Raw genomic sequence first — 18,864 nt, forward strand, 5'->3', positions numbered from 1 at the left:
TGTGCTCAGCCGATCCGGCCGGTGATATAGCTTTCGGTCCGGGGGTCTTCGGGGTTCGTGAAGATCTGCCCGGTTTCACCAAACTCAACCAAGTTACCCAGATGGAAGAACGCCGTCTTTTGACTGACCCGCGCAGCCTGCTGCATCGAATGCGTCACAATCACCACCGAATAGCGCGAGCGCAGCTCGTCAATCAGCTCTTCAACCTGCGCGGTTGCAATCGGATCAAGCGCCGAGCACGGTTCGTCCATCAGCAGAACCTCGGGCTCGGTCGCCACGGCGCGGGCGATGCATAGACGCTGCTGCTGACCGCCCGAAAGGCCGGTGCCGGGCGCATCCAGACGGTCCTTGACCTCATCCCAGATCGCGCCACGGCGCAGGGATTTTTCCACGATCTCGTCCAGTTCCGCCTTGTTCTTTGCAAGCCCGTGGATTCGCGGGCCGTAGGCCACATTATCGTAGATCGACTTGGGAAACGGGTTGGGTTTCTGAAACACCATACCCACCTTGGCGCGCAGCTGCACCGGGTCGACGCGCTTGTCATAGATGTCTTCGCCGTCCAGCAGAATGTCACCCTGCACCCGGCAGATATCGATGGTGTCGTTCATCCGGTTCAGGCAGCGCAGAAAGGTCGACTTCCCACAGCCCGAGGGGCCGATAAACGCGGTGACGGTCTTGTCTTCGATTTCGACGTCAACGTCCTTGATGGCGTGGGTATCGCCGTAATAGACCTGAACCCCTTTGGCGTTGATCTTGATGTCTTTGGAGTCCACGGCTCTCTCCACTCGTGTCATGTCGTTCATGTTGGCCTCCATTTACCAGCGGCGTTCAAAGCGGCGGCGCAGGATGATAGCGATGATATTCATGGTCAGCAGGAACATCAAAAGGATGATAATGCCGCCCCAGGCTTTCTCATAAAAGCCGACGTCGGCACGTGCGGCCCAAGTGTAAATCTGTGCTGGCATCGCCGAGTTCGGCTCGGTGAAACCAGCAAGGAAGCCATCGGGATAGCCACGGGCGACAAAGCCAACCATCCCGATCAGCAACAGCGGTGCGGTTTCCCCCAGCGCCTGCGCCAGACCAATGATCGTTCCGGTCAGGATACCGGGCGCGGCCAGCGGCAGAACATGATGGAACACAGCCTGCATTTTCGAGGCCCCTACCCCCAGCGCCGCGTCCCGGATCGATGGTGGCACGGCTTTCAGCGAAGCGCGGGTCGAGATGATGATCGTCGGCAACGTCATCAGCGTCAGCACCAGACCACCGACCAGCGGGGCCGATTGCGGCAGGTGCATGAACTGGATGAACACCGCCAGACCAAGGATACCGAACACGATGGACGGAACCGCAGCAAGGTTCGAGATGTTCACCTCAATCAGGTCGGTGAAGCGGTTCTGCGGCGCGAATTCCTCAAGATAGATCGACGCGGCCACACCGATGGGCAGCGAAAGCGCCAGCACCACCAGCATCATGAAAAACGAGCCGACGACCGAGGCCCCAATGCCCGCGCCACCGGGGTTGTCCACCCCCGAGTCCGCGCCGGTGATGAAGGGCCAGTTAAAGGCTTGTTTGATGATACCGGCCTCTTTCAGCGCATCGACCAGATCCAGATCGCTCAGCTGCAGGAAACGGCTGTCTTGCAACGTATCCCGCGACACGCGGCCCTTGAAGTACCCGTCTACCCGGCTTGAGGCCGCCAGATCGAACATGATCGGCTCACCCAGCGCGCTTGGATTATCGGCATAGAATGTACGGATTGTTCCGCCCACCTTGCCCAGCAGACGCTCGATCGCGGCCTCGTCGAAATCGACGCTGATGCCGCTTTCGGCGAGTTCTTTGTTCAGCGCGGAAATAAACAGATCGGAATAGGCCTTGGTCTTGAACAGCGTCCCTTCAGCCTCATCGCGCTGCGCGGGCGTCAGGGTGAACTCCACGCTGACGACCGTGCGCTGGAAGGCCGGTATCCCTTGGGACAGGATCGAGGCAAAGAGCACGATCAGAAAGAACAGGCCCGTCGCGATGGCCACGATCCCATAGGCGCGAAAGCGCTTTTCGGCGGCAGCGCGTTTCTTGGTGCGCGCATCCGTTGCGGTTAGCGAGATCGCATGGCGACCGGATTCGGGGCTTTGCATGCTGGCGTCGGTCATTCGTACTGCTCCCGATACTTGCGCACGATATAAAGGGCGAAGACGTTCAGCCCCAGCGTGAGGACGAACAGGGTCATGCCAAGCGCGAAGGCGACAAGCGCTTCGGGTGAGGCGAAATCTGCGTCACCCGTCAGCTGGCTGACGATCTTGGCGGTCACAGTGGTCATGGCCTCGAACGGGTTTAGGTCAAGGCGCGCTGCGGCCCCCGCCCCCAGAACCACGATCATCGTCTCGCCGATGGCGCGCGATGCCGCCAGCAGAATCGCCCCGACGATCCCGGGCAAGGCGGCTGGCAGAACCACCTGACGGATAGTCTCGGACTGCGTGGCACCCAGCCCGTAAGATCCGTCGCGCATCGCCTGCGGCACGGCATTGATAATGTCATCGGACAGAGAAGATACAAACGGGATCAGCATGATCCCCATGACCAGCCCGGCGGTCATCACCGCGGTACCGGCTTTCATCCACCCCAGCCCATTGTCGCCGAAAACGCTCAGCAGCAGCGGTCCGACCGTCAGCAGCGCAAAAAGGCCGTAGACGATGGTCGGGATACCGGCGAGCACTTCCAGAAGCGGCTTGGCAAACGAGCGCACGCGAGGTGACGCATATTCACTGAGATAGATTGCTGCAAACAAACCGATGGGTACGGCGACCAGCAATGCGACCAGAGAAATGTAGAAAGTGCCCCAAAGCAGCGGTATGATACCCAGGTCCGAGGCACCACCACGGCCCGAGAAGCTGGGCGCCCAGGTGGTTCCAAAGAAGAAATCCGTCGCGGGATATAGCTTGAAGAATTCCCAGGTGTTGAACACAAGGGACAGCACGATCCCGACCGTGGTCAGAACCGCAACCGACGCCGCCGCCAGCAGCAGCACGCGAATGCCCTGTTCGACCACGTTGCGGGCGCGGTAATCCAAATGCGTCTGAAACCAGCTGAATGCAGCACCGAGCAGGGCAACCACAATAACGGCAATCGACATAATCGAATAGCCGGTGGCGTTCATAACCCGATAGCTTTGTGCGGCGCGCAGGACAGGTTGGGTGATGCTAGAGGTTACAACCTGTCCGGCATCTTTAAGCCGCGTGGTCATATCGGTAACGTCAGCCCGTGCATTTCGGGCCATATCATCGGTGATGGCACCACTTGCCACCGCATTGTCCAGACCCGCCGCGGTCCGACGCACCTCGGCCATAACAAGGCTGAGCGAGGACCCTTCTTTCACCGCGGTTTCGGGGATCATTCCCGAAACCTGAGAATTTACCACAAGTGGCTGCACCAGCAGCCAGATGATCAGCAGACCAAAGGCCGGTACGATTGTTTTCAGCGCAACGTTCGCGCCATAAAAAGATGGCAGGGAATGCAGATTGCGGCTGTCGCCTCCGGCGCTCTGAAGGGCGCGTGTCCGCCCCAGTACATAGCCGATTGCCGCGATCGCAAGCACGATCAGTATGAGCCAAAGAATCGGCATGGCGCCCCCACAGGTCTTGATCGGGATTTGGGAAAAAACGGGGGTGACGAAACCGCCACCCCCGATGATTTCAAACGGGGATTGGGATCAGCTGCCCGAACCCATGGTCACTTCGTTCGCAATTGCGTCCTGAGTTTTTGCCAGCTCGGGATCGGCAACCAGGCCATAGTTGGCCAGCGGACCCGAACCACCTGCAATCTCGTCAGCGGTGAAGAACTGAGCGTATTCTTTCAGGCCGGGGATCACGCCGATATGCGCTTTCTTGACGTAGAAGAACAGCGGGCGCGAGACAGGGTATTCACCCGAGGCGATGGTCTCGGTCGACGGTGCGATACCGCCCATGGTGGCCACTTTCAGCTTGTCGGTGTTGTTCTCGTAGAACGCCAGACCGAACACGCCGATGCCGTTGGGGTTGGTGTCGATGCGAGCCAGGGTCTCGGTGTAGTCACCGTCGATGTCGACCGACTTGCCGTCGGTACGCACGTCCAGGCAGGCGTCTTCGGCGTCATCTTCGCTCATGCCGCCAGCGATCATGGCTTCCATGGCGCCGGTGGTTTCGCAACCTGCCAGCAGAACCTTGTCTTCGAACACTTCGCGGGTGCCGTGCTTGGTGCCCGGGATGAACATGGCGATTTCAACATCTGGCAGGTCGCCGTTGAACTCGGCCCATGTGTTAAAGCTGTTGTCGACCAGCGCGCCGTCTTTCATGACTTTCGAGCCGATGGCGTTGTAGATGTCAGCCGGCTCGAACGCGGTGAAGGCCGGGCCAGTCTGCTGGCTTGCAAATACGATGCCGTCATAGCCGATGCGGACTTCCATGATGTCGGTCACGCCGTTTTCGGCACAGGCTTTGATTTCTTTTTCGCGGATGGCGCGGGAGGCGTTTGCAACGTCGATGGTGTTTTCGCCGACACCTTCACAGAAACGCTTCAGACCGGCCGAAGAGCCGCCCGATTCAACAACCGGCGTCGGGAAGTCAGTGTTTTCGCCAAACAGCTCGGCGACGATCGACGCATAAGGCAGAACGGTGGACGAGCCAGCAACCTGAACGTTGTCACGTGCAGCAGCAGCGGTTGCGGAAACGGCGGCGATTGCCAGCGCAGAAGCCGACAGTTTAACAAAGGACATTTCAGTCTCCTTGAAAGGATATGTGCTGATCATCCCCATGATGATCTGCGCGAACCCCTAGAAGGCGCTCGTAAGCCTTTTGTGACAAGTGTGTAACGGTTTTATGACAAGATAGGATTTTCTCAGAATCTCTTAACTTGACGATGGGTCAGCGCGGCAGGATGACCGTAAATACGGCCCCTTGCCCCAGCTCACTTTCGACGCGCAGCCGACCGCGATGGCGATTGACGATATGTTTGACGATCGCCAGCCCCAACCCCGTGCCGCCCAGCTCGCGCGAGCGGTGGCTGTCGGCGCGATAGAATCGCTCGGTCAGGCGCGGCAGATGGGTGGCGTCGATACCCGGTCCCCGGTCGATGATCCTGATCCGTACGGCAGGGCCACGCATGGCGGTATCGCGCTCGGACAGTGTCACGACCACCTCGACCGACCCACCGCTGCCGCCGTATTTGATCGCGTTCTCGACCAGATTGGTGACGACCTGCCGCAACTGGTCGCTGTCGCCGACCATCTCGACCGGTGTGTCCGGAGCATCCAGCGACAGTTGCACCCCGGCATCATCGGCCAGAGGCCGCAGCGTGTTCAAGGTCGACTGGATCAGGCCAGTCAATTCCAGGGGCTCTTTGGGCCTCACCCGTTCTTCGCTTTCGACCCGGTTCAGCGATAGCAGGTCGCCCACCAGCCGGTTCATCCGGTTGGCCTCATCCGCCATGATCTGCAGAAACCGCTCGCGCGCGGCGGTATCGTCGCGCGCCGGGCCGCGCAGGGTTTCGATGAATCCCATCAGCGCGGTCAGCGGCGTGCGCAATTCGTGGCTGACATTGGCCACAAAATCGCGCCGCATCTGGCCAGCCTGTTCCAAATGCGTGACGTCCTGAAACACCGCCAGAACCGCGCCAGCGCTGGGCACGTAGCGGCACTGCACCTCGAAAGTCGTATCCTGCGCGCCGTCATTGGACAGGTGCCGCGCCGTGCGCCCCTGACGCGCGCGCAGACTTTGTTCAATCGCCTCAATCACCTGCGGTTGCCGCAGGATCGTGGCAAAGTGCCGCCCTTCGATCACCGGACCCAGCAGCGTCCGAGCCTCGGTATTTGCGGCGACGATCCGCTCGGACTGGTCCACCAGTAACGCGGGCATCGGGATGGCTGCTACCAGCTCGGCAAGAGAAGCGTCGGTCATGCGTTTTCAGACCGGTTTCAGCGTTTCGCGAAACTTGCGCATGTTTTCTTGATAATGCAGCGCGCTTAGCGTCAGGCGGTTGGCGGTATCCTGATCCACCTGCCGTACCACCTTGCCGGGCGACCCCATGACCAGCGAATTGTCGGGGATGTCTTTGTTCTCGGTGATCAAAGCCCCTGCCCCGATCAGACAGTTCTTACCGATCTTCGCACCGTTCAGAACGATCGCCCCCATCCCGATCAAAGTGTTTTCACCGATGGTGCAGCCGTGCAGCATCACCTTATGCCCTACGGTGCAATTGGCACCGATCGTCAGCGGGTATCCGGGATCGACATGCATCACGCAGTCTTCCTGCACATTGCTGCCCGCGCCGACACGAATCTCTTCGTGATCAGCGCGGATCGTGCAGCCGAACCAGACCGAGGCCCCCTGCTCGATCACAACTTTCCCGATCAGGTTGGCATCCGGGGCGATCCATGTGTCTTCGTGGATTTGCGGCGTGTGTTCGCCTAAGGCGTAAATCGTCATGACTGCCCCTCAAATTCTGTCTGCAAGGCACGGATGTGGTTCTGCAGGCGTGGCTGCTGAATGCGGCGCATCCGTTCGGCGCTGACGATGGTTTTCAGCTTTTCCTCGGTCGCATCCAGATCATCGTTGATCAGGACATAGTCGTAGTAGCCCCAGTGGCTGATTTCGTCCCAGCTTTTCAGCATCCGTTTGGCGATCACCTCTTCGCTGTCCTGTCCCCGGCCTTCCAGCCTGCGCCGCAGTTCGGGGATCGAGGGCGGCAGAATGAAGATCGACAGTGCGTGCTTGCCCAGATCCGAGTTTCGGATCTGCACTTCCCCCTGCCAGTCCACGTCGAACAGCACGTCGCGGCCTTTGTTGATCGACTCGCGCACCGGCTCGGCAGGTGAGCCATAGAAATTGCCGAAGACGTGGGCGTGTTCCAGCATCTGGCCGTCGGCCACCTGTTGTTTGAACGCGTCTTCGGACAGGAAATAATACTCGCGCCCATGTTCCTCGCCGGGACGCGGCGCACGGGTGGTGGCCGAGATCGAGAATTCCAGATCGCTGTCCCACTGCATCAAACGACGCGCCAGCGTGGATTTGCCCGCGCCCGAGGGCGAGGACAGGATGATTAATAGACCTCGGCGATCCGCCATGAGTATGCCCCCGTTTCTATTCCACGTTCTGAACTTGTTCGCGCATCTGATCAATCACCGCCTTCAGCTCCAGCCCAACTGAAGTCAATTCGGCATTTTGCGATTTCGAACAGAGCGTGTTGGCCTCGCGATTGAATTCCTGCATCAGGAAATCCAGCTTGCGGCCGACCGGACCGTCTTGTTGCAACAGCGCGCGGGCGGCCACGACATGCGCGGCTAAGCGATCGATCTCTTCCGTGATGTCGGCCTTCACGGCGATCAGCGCCAGTTCCTGCGCCACCCGTTCGGCATCGACGCCCTGCGCATTGTCGACCACGCGCGCCAGATTGTCCTTCAGGGCCTGTGCCATCTCGTCCCGCCGCTGCTCGGCGAGAAGGCCGGCCTTGTCCGTCAGCTGCGCGATCTGGTCCAACTGACCTTCCAGAATACCCGCCAGCGCCTGCCCCTCGGCTTGCCGCATGTCGAGGAACGCAGCCAAAAGTCCTGCGAACTCGGCCTGCAACTGCGCGACCAGCGGCGCGGGATCATCCTCTTCGCTGCCAGCCTCAAGCATACCTTTCAGTGCCAGAAGTTCGCTGGCTTTAGACGGAGCCAGCGCAATACCACGGGCACCGGCCATTGTTTCGGTCTGGGCAAGGGCGTCCAGCGCGGCCTCCATCGCCGAGATGTTGATCTTGATGTCTGACGCGCTTTCTTCCCGGTTCAGCCGCAGCGAGAGCGTGACATTGCCCCGGCTCACTTGCTTCGACAGATCGGCGCGCAGCGCGGCCTCAAGCCCCGTCAGCCAGTCCGGCACGCGCAGGCGCATATCCAGCCCCTTGCCGTTTACACTGCGCAGCTCCCACCCCCAGCTATGCGGACCAAACGCCCCCTTGCCCGAGGCAAATCCGGTCATGGATCTGATCATGCCTGCCCTTTCCGTCAAAACCGCTCGCCGCACCTAATGCCATCGGCGGGTGGGGGGCAAGACCTTGCTCATTTCCGGCTGAGGGCGGATCGGTTAACCATTCGTTAAAGAATTGCTCCAAAATTGTATTAACCCATGTCAATTTGACAGTCGGAAACGCTGGTGAAGGCCAGCTTTGCCCGGTAGATGGCATTTTACGAAAATCGCGACTGATTGACGGTAGGGTGATGAAATGAAAACCTTTTTTGGAACTGGTGCTGGCTCAGAGTTCGGAAAGATCGTCGCAATGGACCGATTTGACAGCGGGCGCAGCCTGTCCCCCATCCGTCAGGCCGAGGCCTATTGGACCGCCCTGCTCAGGGGCGAAGATGTGCCGATGCGGTCGCAGATCGATCCGCGCGGGCTTGAGAATATTCTGGAATATACCTTCATTCTCGAACGCATCGCGCCGGGTCTGGCACGGTTTCGGCTGGCTGGAAGCCATCTGAACAAGCTAGCCGGGATGGAGGTACGGGGCATGCCGCTAACCGCGTTCTTTGAACCCGGCGCGCGGGATGATGTCCAAAGCCACCTGGACCGCGTCTTCTCGACCCCTGCCATGGCCGAGCTTGGGTTGGTCTCGAAGGGCAAACTCGGCCGTGCCAACCTGCAGGCACGGATGATCTTGCTGCCGCTCAAAAGCGATCTAGGCGATGTCAGCCGGGTGCTGGGCGTGATGGTCAGCGACGGCGCAATTGGCGCAACGCCGCGGCGGTTCTCGGTCGCGGATCAGCGTGTGCGGGCGGTGTCCGATCTGAGCCGGCGGCCAATATCCACACCAGAAACGGCAATGGGTTTCGCCGAAGACCCCAGTGAATTCACCGGTCGCCCACGTCATCTGAGACTGGTGTCCTCACGAGAGGATTAAGTAAAACGGCGGGTTCCTGACCCGCCGTTTCAATTTGTTCTGAGTGATCGCTTAGCTTGCCGCGCGTTTGTTACGGTCGCGGCGGAGCTGGGTCAGCTCTTCGGCCACGAGGAAGGCCAGCTCCAGCGATTGCGACGCATTCAGACGCGGATCGCAGGCGGTGTGGTAGCGGTCCGACAGGTCCTCTTCGGTCACCGCCCGCACACCGCCGGTGCACTCGGTGACGTCCAGACCCGTCATCTCGAAATGAACGCCGCCGGGGATCGTGCCCTCGGCCTGATGCACGCCAAAGAAGTCGCGCACCTCGCGCAGGACCGAGTCAAAAGGCCGGGTCTTGTAGCCTGTGGCCGACTTGATCGTATTGCCATGCATCGGATCGCAGACCCAGGTGACCTTGGCCCCCTCTTCTTTGACAGCCTTGATCAGGCGGGGCAGATGCTCACCCGCTTTGCCGGCGCCGAAACGTGCGATCAGGGTCAGGCGACCCTCTTCGTTTTCGGGGTTCAGTTTGGACATCAGAATCTTGAGGTCTTCTGCACTGGTCGTCGGGCCACATTTCAGGCCGATCGGGTTCAGAACGCCGCGGGCGAATTCAACATGCGCGCCGTCAGGCTGACGGGTGCGGTCACCGATCCAGATCATGTGGCCGGACCCCGCCAGCCAGTTGCCGGACGTGGAATCAAGCCTCGTCAGCGCCTCTTCATACTCCAACAGCAGTCCTTCATGGCTGGTGTAGAACTCAACTGACGAGAATTCATGCGTGGTGTCGGCGGTAATTCCCGCAGCACCCATGAAATCGATCGAGTCCTGAATGCGGTCGGCAATCTCGGAGTACTTCTGAACATCCTGCCCGTCGGCAAAGCCCAAGGTCCAGGAATGCACGTGGCTCATATCAGCGAAACCACCGGTCGAGAAAGCCCGCAGCAGGTTCAGCGTGGCGGCGGCCTGCGTGTAGGCCTGCAGCATCTTGGATGGATTCGGAATGCGGGCCTCGGGCGTGAAGTCCAACTCGTTGATGATGTCACCACGGTAGCTGGGCAGTTCCACGCCATCCACAACCTCGGTCGGGGCGCTGCGCGGCTTGGCGAATTGACCCGCCATACGGCCCACTTTGACCACCGGGACCTTAGCCCCATAGGTCAGCACCATCGCCATCTGCAGCATCACCTTGAACGTGTCACGGATCGCATCCGCGCTGAATTGCTCAAAGCTTTCAGCGCAATCGCCGCCTTGCAGCAGGAACGCCTCACCCCGGCCTGCGGCCCCCAGATGCTGCTTGAGCCGCCGCGCCTCGCCCGCAAAAACCAGCGGGGGATACTGCGAAAGCTGCGCCTCGACTTTGGCCAGCGCGGCCGCGTCGGTATAGTCTGGCATCTGAACCCGGGGCTTATTGCGCCAGTTCGTTTTTTGCCATTCGGTCATAGCCTTGATCTCCGCTGAGGTATTTCAGGTGGTCTCTATACAAAAAGCATTGATGAGAGACCATATCCCATTTGCGCCTCTTGACGCCGCAAACAAGCTTTGAACATGTTGGCAGGCACATCCGCCGCCGTGCTATACCCGGCGCGCACCGAATCAAGGACACATCGCCATGCAAGAGCAACGCCAAGTTGTCACCGTGGATAACGACGCGGGCAAGCCGCATAATTTTGTATTTGTACTGCTGGATAAGTTCTCGCTGTTGTCCTTCGCATCAGCTCTCGACAGTCTGCGTATCGCCAACCGTATGGCGAACCGGGATCTCTATACATGGACGCTGGCCGGTGAAGGCGGCGAAGTGGTGCATTGCTCGGCGGGAACGACGTTCAAGCTGGATTCGGATCTGTCGGAATTGCAGCGCGACGAAGTGATTATGATCTGCGGCGGCGTCGACGTGCAGGCGGCAACCACCAAACGCGTGTTGAACTGGGTCCGTCGCGAGGCGCGCAAAGGGCTGAAGATCGGCGGTCTGTGTACCGCGGCTTACACGCTTGCCAAGGCGGGTTTGCTGGATGGCAAGCGGGCCACGATTCACTGGGAAAACTCGGACAGTTTTTCGGAAGAATTCGACTCGGTCGAGTTGACCAAATCGGTTTTTCAGGTTGATGGAAATCGGATGACCACCGCGGGCGGGACCTCGTCAATTGACCTGATGCTCAAGATCATCGCGGATGACTATGGTGAAGACCTTGCCAACGCGGTTGCGGATCAGATGATCTATTCCTCGATCCGCACCGATCAGGACACGCAACGCTTGTCGACGCCCACGCGCATCGGCGTCCGGCACCCGAAGCTGAGCCAGGTCATTCTGATGATGGAAAAAAACATCGAAGAACCGATCTCGCCCTCGACCCTGGCCAAAGACGTCGGAATGTCGACCCGGCAGCTAGAGCGGCTGTTCCGCCGCTACCTGAGCCGCTCACCCAAGCGGTACTACATGGAGTTGCGCCTGCACAAAGCACGCAATCTGCTGATGCAGACGGATATGAGCGTTATCAACGTAGCTCTGGCCTGCGGTTTTGCATCACCTAGCCATTTCTCGAAATGCTACCGGGCGCACTATAACACCACGCCTTATCGTGAGCGTGGGGCGCAAAGCGGGCGGCTTTCGGTTTAACCCGGTGTCATCCGGTACACCGCCCCTGCCCGACCGAGATAAACCAGATCGACCCGTCCGGGGCCTCGACGATGTCGCGCACGCGCTCGGTTTCGGTGCCCTTGACCTGTTCAACCTCGCGCAGCGACGCACCTGAAAGGCGCGATATATAGTCGAACTTGAGCGAGCCTACGAACAGGTCACCCGCCCAATCCGGCCACAGTTTTCCGGAATAAATCATCAGACCCGACGGCGCGATCGACGGATCCCAATAGTGTTGTGGCTGCTCCAGCCCTTCTTTGGCAGTGCCTTCTCCGATCGCACCGCCGTTGTAATGCCGGCCATACGAGATTATCGGCCAGCCATAATTCCGTCCCGGCGCGATCAGGTTAATTTCGTCGCCTCCACGCGCCCCATGTTCGGCAGTCCAGAGCCGACCGCGGGCATCCAGATCGGCGCCCTGCGGATTGCGATGCCCATAGGTCCAGATTTCTGGCTTGACCCCGGCCTGATCGACAAAAGGATTGTCGGATGGCACCGTCCCATCGCGATTGACCCGAATGATAGACCCGATGTGGTTCGACCTATTCTGTGCTTCGGGCCGGTCACCGCGGTCTCCGATGGTTACAAACAGTGTACCGTCATTTGCCTCGACCACGCGCGAACCGAAATGGCGCCCACCGCTGCCACCGGGGCTCGCCTCGAATATCACCCGAAGATTGGTCAGACGTTTGCCGTTCTCAGACAGGCGCGCAACCGCAAGCGCAGTGCCCGCACCGCCCCCTGTTTGGGGTTTCGAGAAGGTCAGAAAGACCTCGCGCGTTTGAGCGAAATCCCGCGCGATGGTCACATCCAGCAAGCCGCCTTGCCCATTTGCAGCGACTTTGGGAACCCCGCGAACCTCTTGCGACGCGCCATCTGAAATATAAAGCAGGCGTCCGTCGCGCTCGGTCACCAGAAAAGAACCATCTGGCATGATCCCGACCGCCCAAGGCGTATCAAGGCCGGTTACCACCGCATCCACGCGCACTGGACCCTCAGAGGTTTCCAGAATATCGGCGCGGGCAAGACCAGCGGTGAACAGCAAGGCAAGAATCGCAAATGCTCGGAACGTCATGATCTCTCCTTCGGGCGCACTGTCCTATCGTCATGAGAATAAATAGGTTTGTGATCTGCAAAAACACGTTTGCGTTAGGACTTTTCTTTTCTGCATTGCTTGCCTAGGGTCATGCCCAGAACGAAGACGTTCATACAACAATAGGGAGTAACCATATGAAAAAGCTGCTGACTGCTACTGCAGCCACTGCCTTGCTGGCGGGCACCGCAATGGCCGAAGATGTGAAACTGGGCGTGCTGTTCGGCTTCACCGGCCCGATTGAATCGCTGGCGCCAGCGATGGGTTCGGGTGCCGAGATGGCGATGGCCGAGGTCACCGAATCCGGCAAGCTGCTGGATGGCGCAACCGTCACCGGAACGCGCGCCGACACGGGCTGCATCGACAACGGTCTGGCCACCTCGAACGGTGAGCGCATGATCGCTGACGGCGTTGCCGGCATCATTGGCGGCGACTGCTCGGGCGTCACGGGCGCGATACTGCAGAACGTCGCGATCCCGAATGGCATGGTGATGATTTCTCCGTCGGCCACCTCGCCCGGTCTGTCGACCATGGAAGATAACGGCCTGTTCTTCCGCACCGCCCCGTCGGATGCGCGTGAAGGTCAGGTGATGGCCGACATCCTGAACGATCGTGGCATCAGCTCGATCGCTCTGACCTACACCAACAACGACTACGGCAAGGGTCTGGCGGACGCGATCCAGTCGTCGTTTGAAGCTGCAGGTGGCGAAGTGACCATCGTCGCCGCGCATGAAGACGGCAAGGCCGACTACTCGGCTGAAGTCGGCGCACTGGCCTCGGCCGGTGGCGACATTCTGGTCGTTGCGGGCTATCTGGATCAGGGCGGTCTGGGCATCATCCAGTCGGCGCTGGACAGCGGCGCGTTTGACACGTTCGGTCTGCCCGGCGGCATGATCGGTGACTCGCTGCCCAACAATGTGGGCCCCGACCTGAACGGCTCTTTCGGTCAGATCGCCGGATCGGGTGGTGAAGGTGCTGAAAAGTACTTTGCGATGGCCGAAGCTGCGGGTTTCGACGGTTCGTCGCCCTACTCGCCCGAGTCGTATGACGCCGCTGCTCTGTTCATGCTGGCCATGCAGGCTGCAGGTTCGACCAGCCCGGCAGAGTATGGCGCCAAGATCATGGACGTTGCCAACGCTCCGGGCGAAAAAATCTATCCCGGTGAACTGGCTAAAGGTCTGGAACTGCTCGCTGCAGGTCAGGACATCGACTATGTCGGCGCGTCTGGTGTTGAGCTGATCGGCCCCGGTGAAAGCGCGGGCTCGTATCGCGAGATCGAAGTCACCGATGGCGAGAACAAGACCGTCAACTTCCGTTGATCTGGGGTAAGACGTCATAAGTCCAAACAGCCCGGGCCTTGTGTCCGGGCTGTTTCAATGAGAGAAGGCCGCACCCTTCATACAGGGATGGGACAAGAACGCCGGAAAACGGCGGCTAGGGGAAAAGATGATCGTCGTCGAAGACGTGCACAAGCATTTCGGCGGGTTTCATGCGGTGGACGGGGCATCGCTGGAAATCCAAAAGGGCTCGATCACCGGTCTGATCGGGCCGAACGGTGCCGGAAAAACCACCCTGTTTAACGTGATCGCGGGTGTCTTGCCGCCGACCAGCGGCAAGGTGGTGATGGATGGTGAGGATATCACCGGCCTGCCCCCGCATGAGCTGTTTCACAAGGGCTTGCTCCGCACCTTCCAGATCGCGCATGAGTTCTCATCGATGTCCTGCCGCGAGAACCTGATGATGGTGCCCGGCGCGCAATCGGGTGAAACGCTTTGGAACACATGGTTCGGACGCAAGCGTATCGCCGACGAGGAACGCGCGATGCGGGCTAAGGCGGACGAAGTGCTAGAATTCCTGACCATCGAACATTTGGCTGATCACAAGGCCGGTCAGGTCTCGGGCGGGCAGAAGAAACTGCTGGAGCTTGGCCGCACCATGATGGTCGACGCCAAGATCGTGTTTCTGGACGAGGTCGGCGCGGGCGTGAACCGCACCCTGCTGATGACCATCGCCGACACGATCCTGCGTTTGAACAAGGAACGCGGCTATACATTCGTGGTCATCGAGCACGATATGGATTTCATCGGCAAGATCTGCGACCCGGTCATCTGTATGGCCGAAGGCAAGGTGCTGGCCGAGGGCACTCTGGACGAGATCAAGGCGAACGAGCAAGTGATCGAAGCCTATCTGGGCACCGGCCTCAAGAACAAAGACAAGCTGGAGGCGGGCGCATGAGCGACAACCCCTACCAGGACGACAAGGGCAACAAGGACGCCTCGATCACCAACACGCATGGCGTGGGCACCATGACCCCCGCCCATCGTAAAAGCGGTGAGACGCACCGGGTTGAGGGCGGCCCTTTCCTGATCGGCGACACCATGACCGGCGGCTACGGCAAAGGGCCGGACATCCTGCACGACTGCACGATCGCCGTCGACAAAGGTGAAATCGCGGTGATCGTCGGCCCCAATGGCGCGGGCAAATCCACCGCGATGAAGGCCGTGTTCGGAATGCTGGATGTACGCTCGGGCGCGGTGCGGCTGGATGGAGAGGATATCACCGCACTCACCCCGCAGGACCGCGTGATGCGCGGGATGGGTTTTGTGCCGCAGACCTCGAACATATTCACCTCGATGACGGTGGAAGAGAATCTTGAGATGGGCGCCTTCATCCGCCGCGACGACATTTCTGAGACGATGGAGCAGGTCTATGACCTTTTCCCAATCCTCCGCGACAAGCGCAATCAAGCCGCGGGAGAGCTGTCAGGCGGTCAACGCCAACAGGTCGCCGTGGGCCGCGCGCTGATGACTCAGCCCAAAGTGCTGATGCTGGACGAACCGACCGCCGGTGTCTCGCCCATCGTGATGGATGAGCTGTTCGACCGGATTATCGAAGTGTCCCGCACCGGATTGCCGATCCTGATGGTCGAACAGAACGCCCGTCAGGCGCTGGAGATCGCGGACAAGGGATATGTGCTGGTTCAGGGGCGCAACGCCTATACCGGCACGGGCAAGGAACTGCTAGCCGATCCCGAAGTGCGCAAGAGTTTCTTGGGGGGATAACGATGAAAACCAGTCTTCTCAGCCTTTCTTGTGGTTGCTTACTGGGTAGCGTCGTTTTTGCCGAGGGCACAACAGTCCCAACGGAACAGCATGCAAGCGGAGTGGTTCTTCATTGTAAGTTCGAGGATGACCGGAAGGTGAAGCTAGTGTCGCTCGATGATGGAGTTGTTTGGCACGAAAATGGCGAAGATTACCCTACAAGTAATTGGGCTAGTATTCGCACAACGGATGATCCAATCCTGTCGGTGTTTGCCTATGGCACCGGTATTGGGAGTCCAAGGCTCGATGTGTATCAGGGCGTTACTCACGCCGACAAGCCCAACTATGAACTCGGAACAGCAGTCTTGAGCGACACTCTGGTAGGCCGAGATCAGCTGTTCATACGGACCGTCGAAGGCTTTTGCCAATCGGAGCAAAGTAAATAATGGACTTCCTCAACGCCCTTGTGGCGCTCTCCAACTTCGTTCTTGTTCCCGCAATCGCCTATGGCAGCCAGTTGGCGCTGGGCGCTCTGGGGGTGACGCTGATCTATGGCATCCTGCGGTTCTCGAACTTTGCCCATGGCGACACGATGGCCTTTGGCGCGATGATCGCGGTGCTGGTCACGTGGGGCCTGCAAGCGGCAGGCGTCAGTTTCGGGCCGCTGCCGACCGCTCTGCTGGCCCTGCCCTTTGCCATTCTGGGCTGTATCGTTCTGGTGCTGATCACCGACCGGCTGGTTTACAGGTTCTACCGTGAACAGAAGGCAAAACCGGTCATTCTGGTGATCGTGTCCATGGGCGTTATGTTCATCATGAACGGCCTTGTGCGGTTCATCATCGGACCGGACGATCAGCGCTTTTCGGACGGTGCGCGGTTCATCGTCTCGGCACGGGATTTCAAGGCGATGACCGGGCTGCGTGAGGGGCTGGCGATCAAGACCTCTCAGGGCATTACCGTGATCGTGGCCGTCGTCGCCGTGGCGCTGCTGTTCTGGTTTCTGAACAAAACCCGCACCGGAAAATCGATGCGCGCCTATTCGGATAACGAGGATCTGGCGCTGTTGTCCGGCATCAACCCCGAGCGTGTGGTGATGATCACATGGATCATCGTCGCGGCGCTGGCGACCACGGCGGGTGTGTTGTACGGCCTCGACAAAAGCTTCAAGCCTTTCGTCTATTTCCAGCTTCTGCTGCCCATCTTCGCCTCGGCCATCGTAGGGGGCCTCGGCAACCCGATTGGAGCTATCGCGGGTGGGTTCATCATCGCGTTTTCCGAGGTGACCATCACCTATGCGTGGAAGAAAGTGCTGACCTATCTGGCGCCAGAGAATCTGGAGCCGTCGGGATTGGTCCAGTTCCTGTCAACCGATTATAAATTCGCCGTCAGTTTTGCGATCCTGCTGATTGTGCTGCTGTTTAAGCCGACGGGCCTGTTCAAGGGGAAAGTGATATGAGCGAGCCCGTCAAAAACACGCTGCTTTTTGTTGTCGTCGGCGCTCTGATCCTGCTGACCGGTTTCACGCAAAGCTGGAACGCCGCGATCCTGATCCTGAACATGGGGCTGATCTCGGCCATCATGTCGATTGGGGTGAACCTGCAATGGGGTTTTGCGGGCCTCTTCAACGTCGGCGTCATGGGCTTTGTCGCGCTCGGTGGTCTGGCGGTCGTGCTCGTTTCGACCCCTCCAACGCCCGGAGCGTGGTCGGCAGGCGGCTATGGTGTCGTGCTGGCCCTGCTGCTGGGGGCGGCGACGGTTGTGGCAGCGGTGATGGTGGCGCAGAAAATGCCCAAAGGGCGCGTGCAGACGCTGGCGATCATCGGCATCCTCGTCGTCGGGTTCTTTGTCTATCGCGCGATCTTTGACCCCAGCATCGCCGCGATCGAGGAAATCGATCCCGCCGTCGCAGGCAATATCGGCGGTCTGAACCTGCCGGTCCTGCTGGCATGGCCGGCCGGAGGTTTGCTGGCCGCGGGTGCCGCGTGGCTGATCGGCAAGACCGCGCTGGGTCTGCGTTCGGACTATCTGGCGATTGCAACGCTGGGGATTGCAGAAATCATCATCGCGATCATGAAGAACGAGGACTGGCTGGCCCGTGGGGTCAAGAACGTCTACGGCATCCCGCGCCCCTCGCCCGTTGTCGGTTATGAGGTCGAGCTGCAGCAAGACCCTGCGTTCATTGCACGGGCTGAATGGTTTGGCATTGATCCGGTTACGGCATCGACGCTTTCGGTCAAGCTGGGCTATTCGTTGCTGTTCCTCATCGTGCTGCTGGTGTTGCTGTGGATGGCACAGATGGCACTGAAAAGCCCATGGGGCCGCATGATGCGCGCCATTCGCGACAATGAGGTCGCGGCCGAGGCGATGGGTAAGGATGTCACCCGCCGTCACCTGCAAATCTTCGTTCTGGGATCCGCCATCTGCGGCATAGCGGGTGCGATGATGACCACACTGGACGGGCAGCTGACGCCGGGCACTTACAACCCGCTTCGCTTTACCTTCCTTGTCTGGGTGATGGTGATCGTTGGCGGATCGGGCAATAATTTCGGGGCCGTTCTGGGCGCGTTCCTGATCTGGTTCCTGTGGGTTCAGGTCGAACCCATCGGATTGTGGCTGATGAACCTGATCACCGCCGGAATGCCCGATGGAAGCGCGCTGAAAACGCATCTGATCGACAGTGCGGCCCATATGCGTCTGTTTACCATGGGCCTGATTCTGCTCATTGTTCTCAGGTTCAGCCCAAGGGGCCTGATCCCCGAGAAATAGACGCGTTTCTCGCAGAATTTATCAAACCGCGCAGGTCAAACTGCGCGGTTTGTTGATTGTTGACGGTTTGTTTTGTAGACGACCCTTTACCAATTCCGGTTTGGCAGGATGACCGCAATGTCCGGCCTGTTGGATTGGCGAACCTACCAACACCAAGTTAACCATTGCATAATTTGTTGAGGCACCATGAACCGACCACTCAAAACCGCTCTGGTCATGATCCCGCTTGCGGCCATATTGACCGGATGTATCCCTTCGCCCGAAGATCTGGAAACCACTCCGGTTCAGGTCCAGACTCCGAAAGGTGTGGTGACCTGCCAGCTGTACCGTCATGACCGGGTGACCTGGGACCGCGCCATTGATTTCCCCGCCACCAAAATGTCGGTGGCAGAGGCGGACAATTACTGCCGTCAGGAAGGTCAACGCCGCCTGAAACGTTGATC

General features: G+C 59.5%; 19 protein-coding genes. 9 read left to right on the plus strand and 10 right to left on the minus strand.

Annotation, left to right across the window (positions count from 1 at the left end; genetic code table 11):
- Positions 1-5: 5 nt before the first annotated feature.
- From pstB to ACR3EN_RS14950, 8 genes are all read right to left on the minus strand, one after another.
- A complete protein-coding gene (gene pstB, locus ACR3EN_RS14915) occupies positions 6-803 on the minus strand; it encodes a phosphate ABC transporter ATP-binding protein PstB (protein ID WP_480822275.1) in 798 nt (265 codons plus the stop codon).
- A gap of 12 nt (positions 804-815) precedes the next feature.
- On the minus strand, positions 816-2,147 hold the full coding sequence (gene pstA, locus ACR3EN_RS14920) for a phosphate ABC transporter permease PstA (protein WP_480822277.1): 1,332 nt from the start codon (positions 2,145-2,147) through the stop codon (positions 816-818).
- The gene (gene pstC, locus ACR3EN_RS14925) at positions 2,144-3,616 is read right to left on the minus strand and encodes a phosphate ABC transporter permease subunit PstC (RefSeq protein WP_480822279.1); all 1,473 of its coding nucleotides are present in this window, start codon (positions 3,614-3,616) and stop codon (positions 2,144-2,146) included. Before pstC ends, pstA begins: the two co-directional genes overlap by 4 nt.
- 87 nt (positions 3,617-3,703) lie before the next feature.
- Positions 3,704-4,744 (minus strand): substrate-binding domain-containing protein, encoded by a 1,041-nt coding sequence (locus ACR3EN_RS14930; RefSeq protein ID WP_480822281.1) that lies wholly within the window; start codon positions 4,742-4,744, stop codon positions 3,704-3,706.
- Positions 4,745-4,892: 148 nt separating this feature from the next.
- Positions 4,893-5,924: a sensor histidine kinase gene (locus ACR3EN_RS14935; RefSeq protein ID WP_480822283.1), complete on the minus strand. Its 1,032-nt coding sequence runs from the start codon at positions 5,922-5,924 to the stop codon at positions 4,893-4,895.
- Positions 5,925-5,930: 6 nt separating this feature from the next.
- The gene (locus ACR3EN_RS14940) at positions 5,931-6,452 is read right to left on the minus strand and encodes a gamma carbonic anhydrase family protein (RefSeq protein WP_480822285.1); all 522 of its coding nucleotides are present in this window, start codon (positions 6,450-6,452) and stop codon (positions 5,931-5,933) included.
- Positions 6,449-7,090 carry a guanylate kinase gene (gene gmk, locus ACR3EN_RS14945; RefSeq protein WP_480822287.1) on the minus strand — a complete coding sequence of 214 codons (642 nt, stop codon included), beginning with the start codon at positions 7,088-7,090 and terminating at the stop codon, positions 6,449-6,451. The genes ACR3EN_RS14940 and gmk overlap by 4 nt, the downstream gene beginning before the upstream one ends.
- A 16-nt stretch (positions 7,091-7,106) precedes the next feature.
- Positions 7,107-7,997, minus strand: coding sequence for a YicC/YloC family endoribonuclease (locus ACR3EN_RS14950; RefSeq protein WP_480822289.1), 891 nt, complete (start codon positions 7,995-7,997; stop codon positions 7,107-7,109).
- A gap of 232 nt (positions 7,998-8,229) precedes the next feature.
- Here ACR3EN_RS14950 and ACR3EN_RS14955 point away from each other — a divergent pair, with 232 nt between their 5' ends.
- Entirely contained in the window at positions 8,230-8,904 is a 675-nt protein-coding gene (locus ACR3EN_RS14955) for a PAS domain-containing protein (protein ID WP_480822291.1), read from the plus strand.
- A 51-nt stretch (positions 8,905-8,955) separates the two neighbouring features.
- Here the strand turns inward: ACR3EN_RS14955 and ACR3EN_RS14960 are convergent, their stop codons facing one another.
- Entirely contained in the window at positions 8,956-10,326 is a 1,371-nt protein-coding gene (locus tag ACR3EN_RS14960) for a class II 3-deoxy-7-phosphoheptulonate synthase (protein ID WP_480822293.1), read from the minus strand.
- 169 nt (positions 10,327-10,495) lie between these two features.
- On the opposite strand from ACR3EN_RS14960, the gene ACR3EN_RS14965 reads away from it, so the two are divergent.
- Positions 10,496-11,500: a GlxA family transcriptional regulator gene (locus ACR3EN_RS14965; RefSeq protein ID WP_480822295.1), complete on the plus strand. Its 1,005-nt coding sequence runs from the start codon at positions 10,496-10,498 to the stop codon at positions 11,498-11,500.
- A gap of 7 nt (positions 11,501-11,507) precedes the next feature.
- Here the strand turns inward: ACR3EN_RS14965 and ACR3EN_RS14970 are convergent, their stop codons facing one another.
- On the minus strand, positions 11,508-12,596 hold the full coding sequence (locus ACR3EN_RS14970; protein WP_480918436.1) for a PQQ-dependent sugar dehydrogenase: 1,089 nt from the start codon (positions 12,594-12,596) through the stop codon (positions 11,508-11,510).
- A gap of 155 nt (positions 12,597-12,751) precedes the next feature.
- On the opposite strand from ACR3EN_RS14970, the gene ACR3EN_RS14975 reads away from it, so the two are divergent.
- The 7 genes from ACR3EN_RS14975 (at position 12,752) to ACR3EN_RS15005 (ending at position 18,862) form a co-directional block, all read left to right on the plus strand.
- Positions 12,752-13,933 carry an ABC transporter substrate-binding protein gene (locus ACR3EN_RS14975; RefSeq protein WP_480529161.1) on the plus strand — a complete coding sequence of 394 codons (1,182 nt, stop codon included), beginning with the start codon at positions 12,752-12,754 and terminating at the stop codon, positions 13,931-13,933.
- 127 nt (positions 13,934-14,060) lie between these two features.
- Entirely contained in the window at positions 14,061-14,849 is a 789-nt protein-coding gene (locus ACR3EN_RS14980) for an ABC transporter ATP-binding protein (RefSeq protein ID WP_480822299.1), read from the plus strand.
- Positions 14,846-15,676 carry an ABC transporter ATP-binding protein gene (locus ACR3EN_RS14985; protein ID WP_480822301.1) on the plus strand — a complete coding sequence of 277 codons (831 nt, stop codon included), beginning with the start codon at positions 14,846-14,848 and terminating at the stop codon, positions 15,674-15,676. The genes ACR3EN_RS14980 and ACR3EN_RS14985 overlap by 4 nt, the downstream gene beginning before the upstream one ends.
- A gap of 2 nt (positions 15,677-15,678) precedes the next feature.
- Positions 15,679-16,101 (plus strand): hypothetical protein, encoded by a 423-nt coding sequence (locus ACR3EN_RS14990; protein ID WP_480822303.1) that lies wholly within the window; start codon positions 15,679-15,681, stop codon positions 16,099-16,101.
- Positions 16,101-17,111 carry a branched-chain amino acid ABC transporter permease gene (locus tag ACR3EN_RS14995; RefSeq protein ID WP_480822305.1) on the plus strand — a complete coding sequence of 337 codons (1,011 nt, stop codon included), beginning with the start codon at positions 16,101-16,103 and terminating at the stop codon, positions 17,109-17,111. The genes ACR3EN_RS14990 and ACR3EN_RS14995 overlap by 1 nt, the downstream gene beginning before the upstream one ends.
- Positions 17,108-18,421, plus strand: coding sequence for a branched-chain amino acid ABC transporter permease (locus tag ACR3EN_RS15000; protein ID WP_480822307.1), 1,314 nt, complete (start codon positions 17,108-17,110; stop codon positions 18,419-18,421). Before ACR3EN_RS14995 ends, ACR3EN_RS15000 begins: the two co-directional genes overlap by 4 nt.
- A 186-nt stretch (positions 18,422-18,607) precedes the next feature.
- The gene (locus ACR3EN_RS15005; RefSeq protein WP_480822309.1) at positions 18,608-18,862 is read left to right on the plus strand and encodes a hypothetical protein; all 255 of its coding nucleotides are present in this window, start codon (positions 18,608-18,610) and stop codon (positions 18,860-18,862) included.
- Positions 18,863-18,864 lie beyond the last annotated feature (2 nt).

It is taken from the genome of Ruegeria sp. G7 (genome assembly GCF_056535465.1).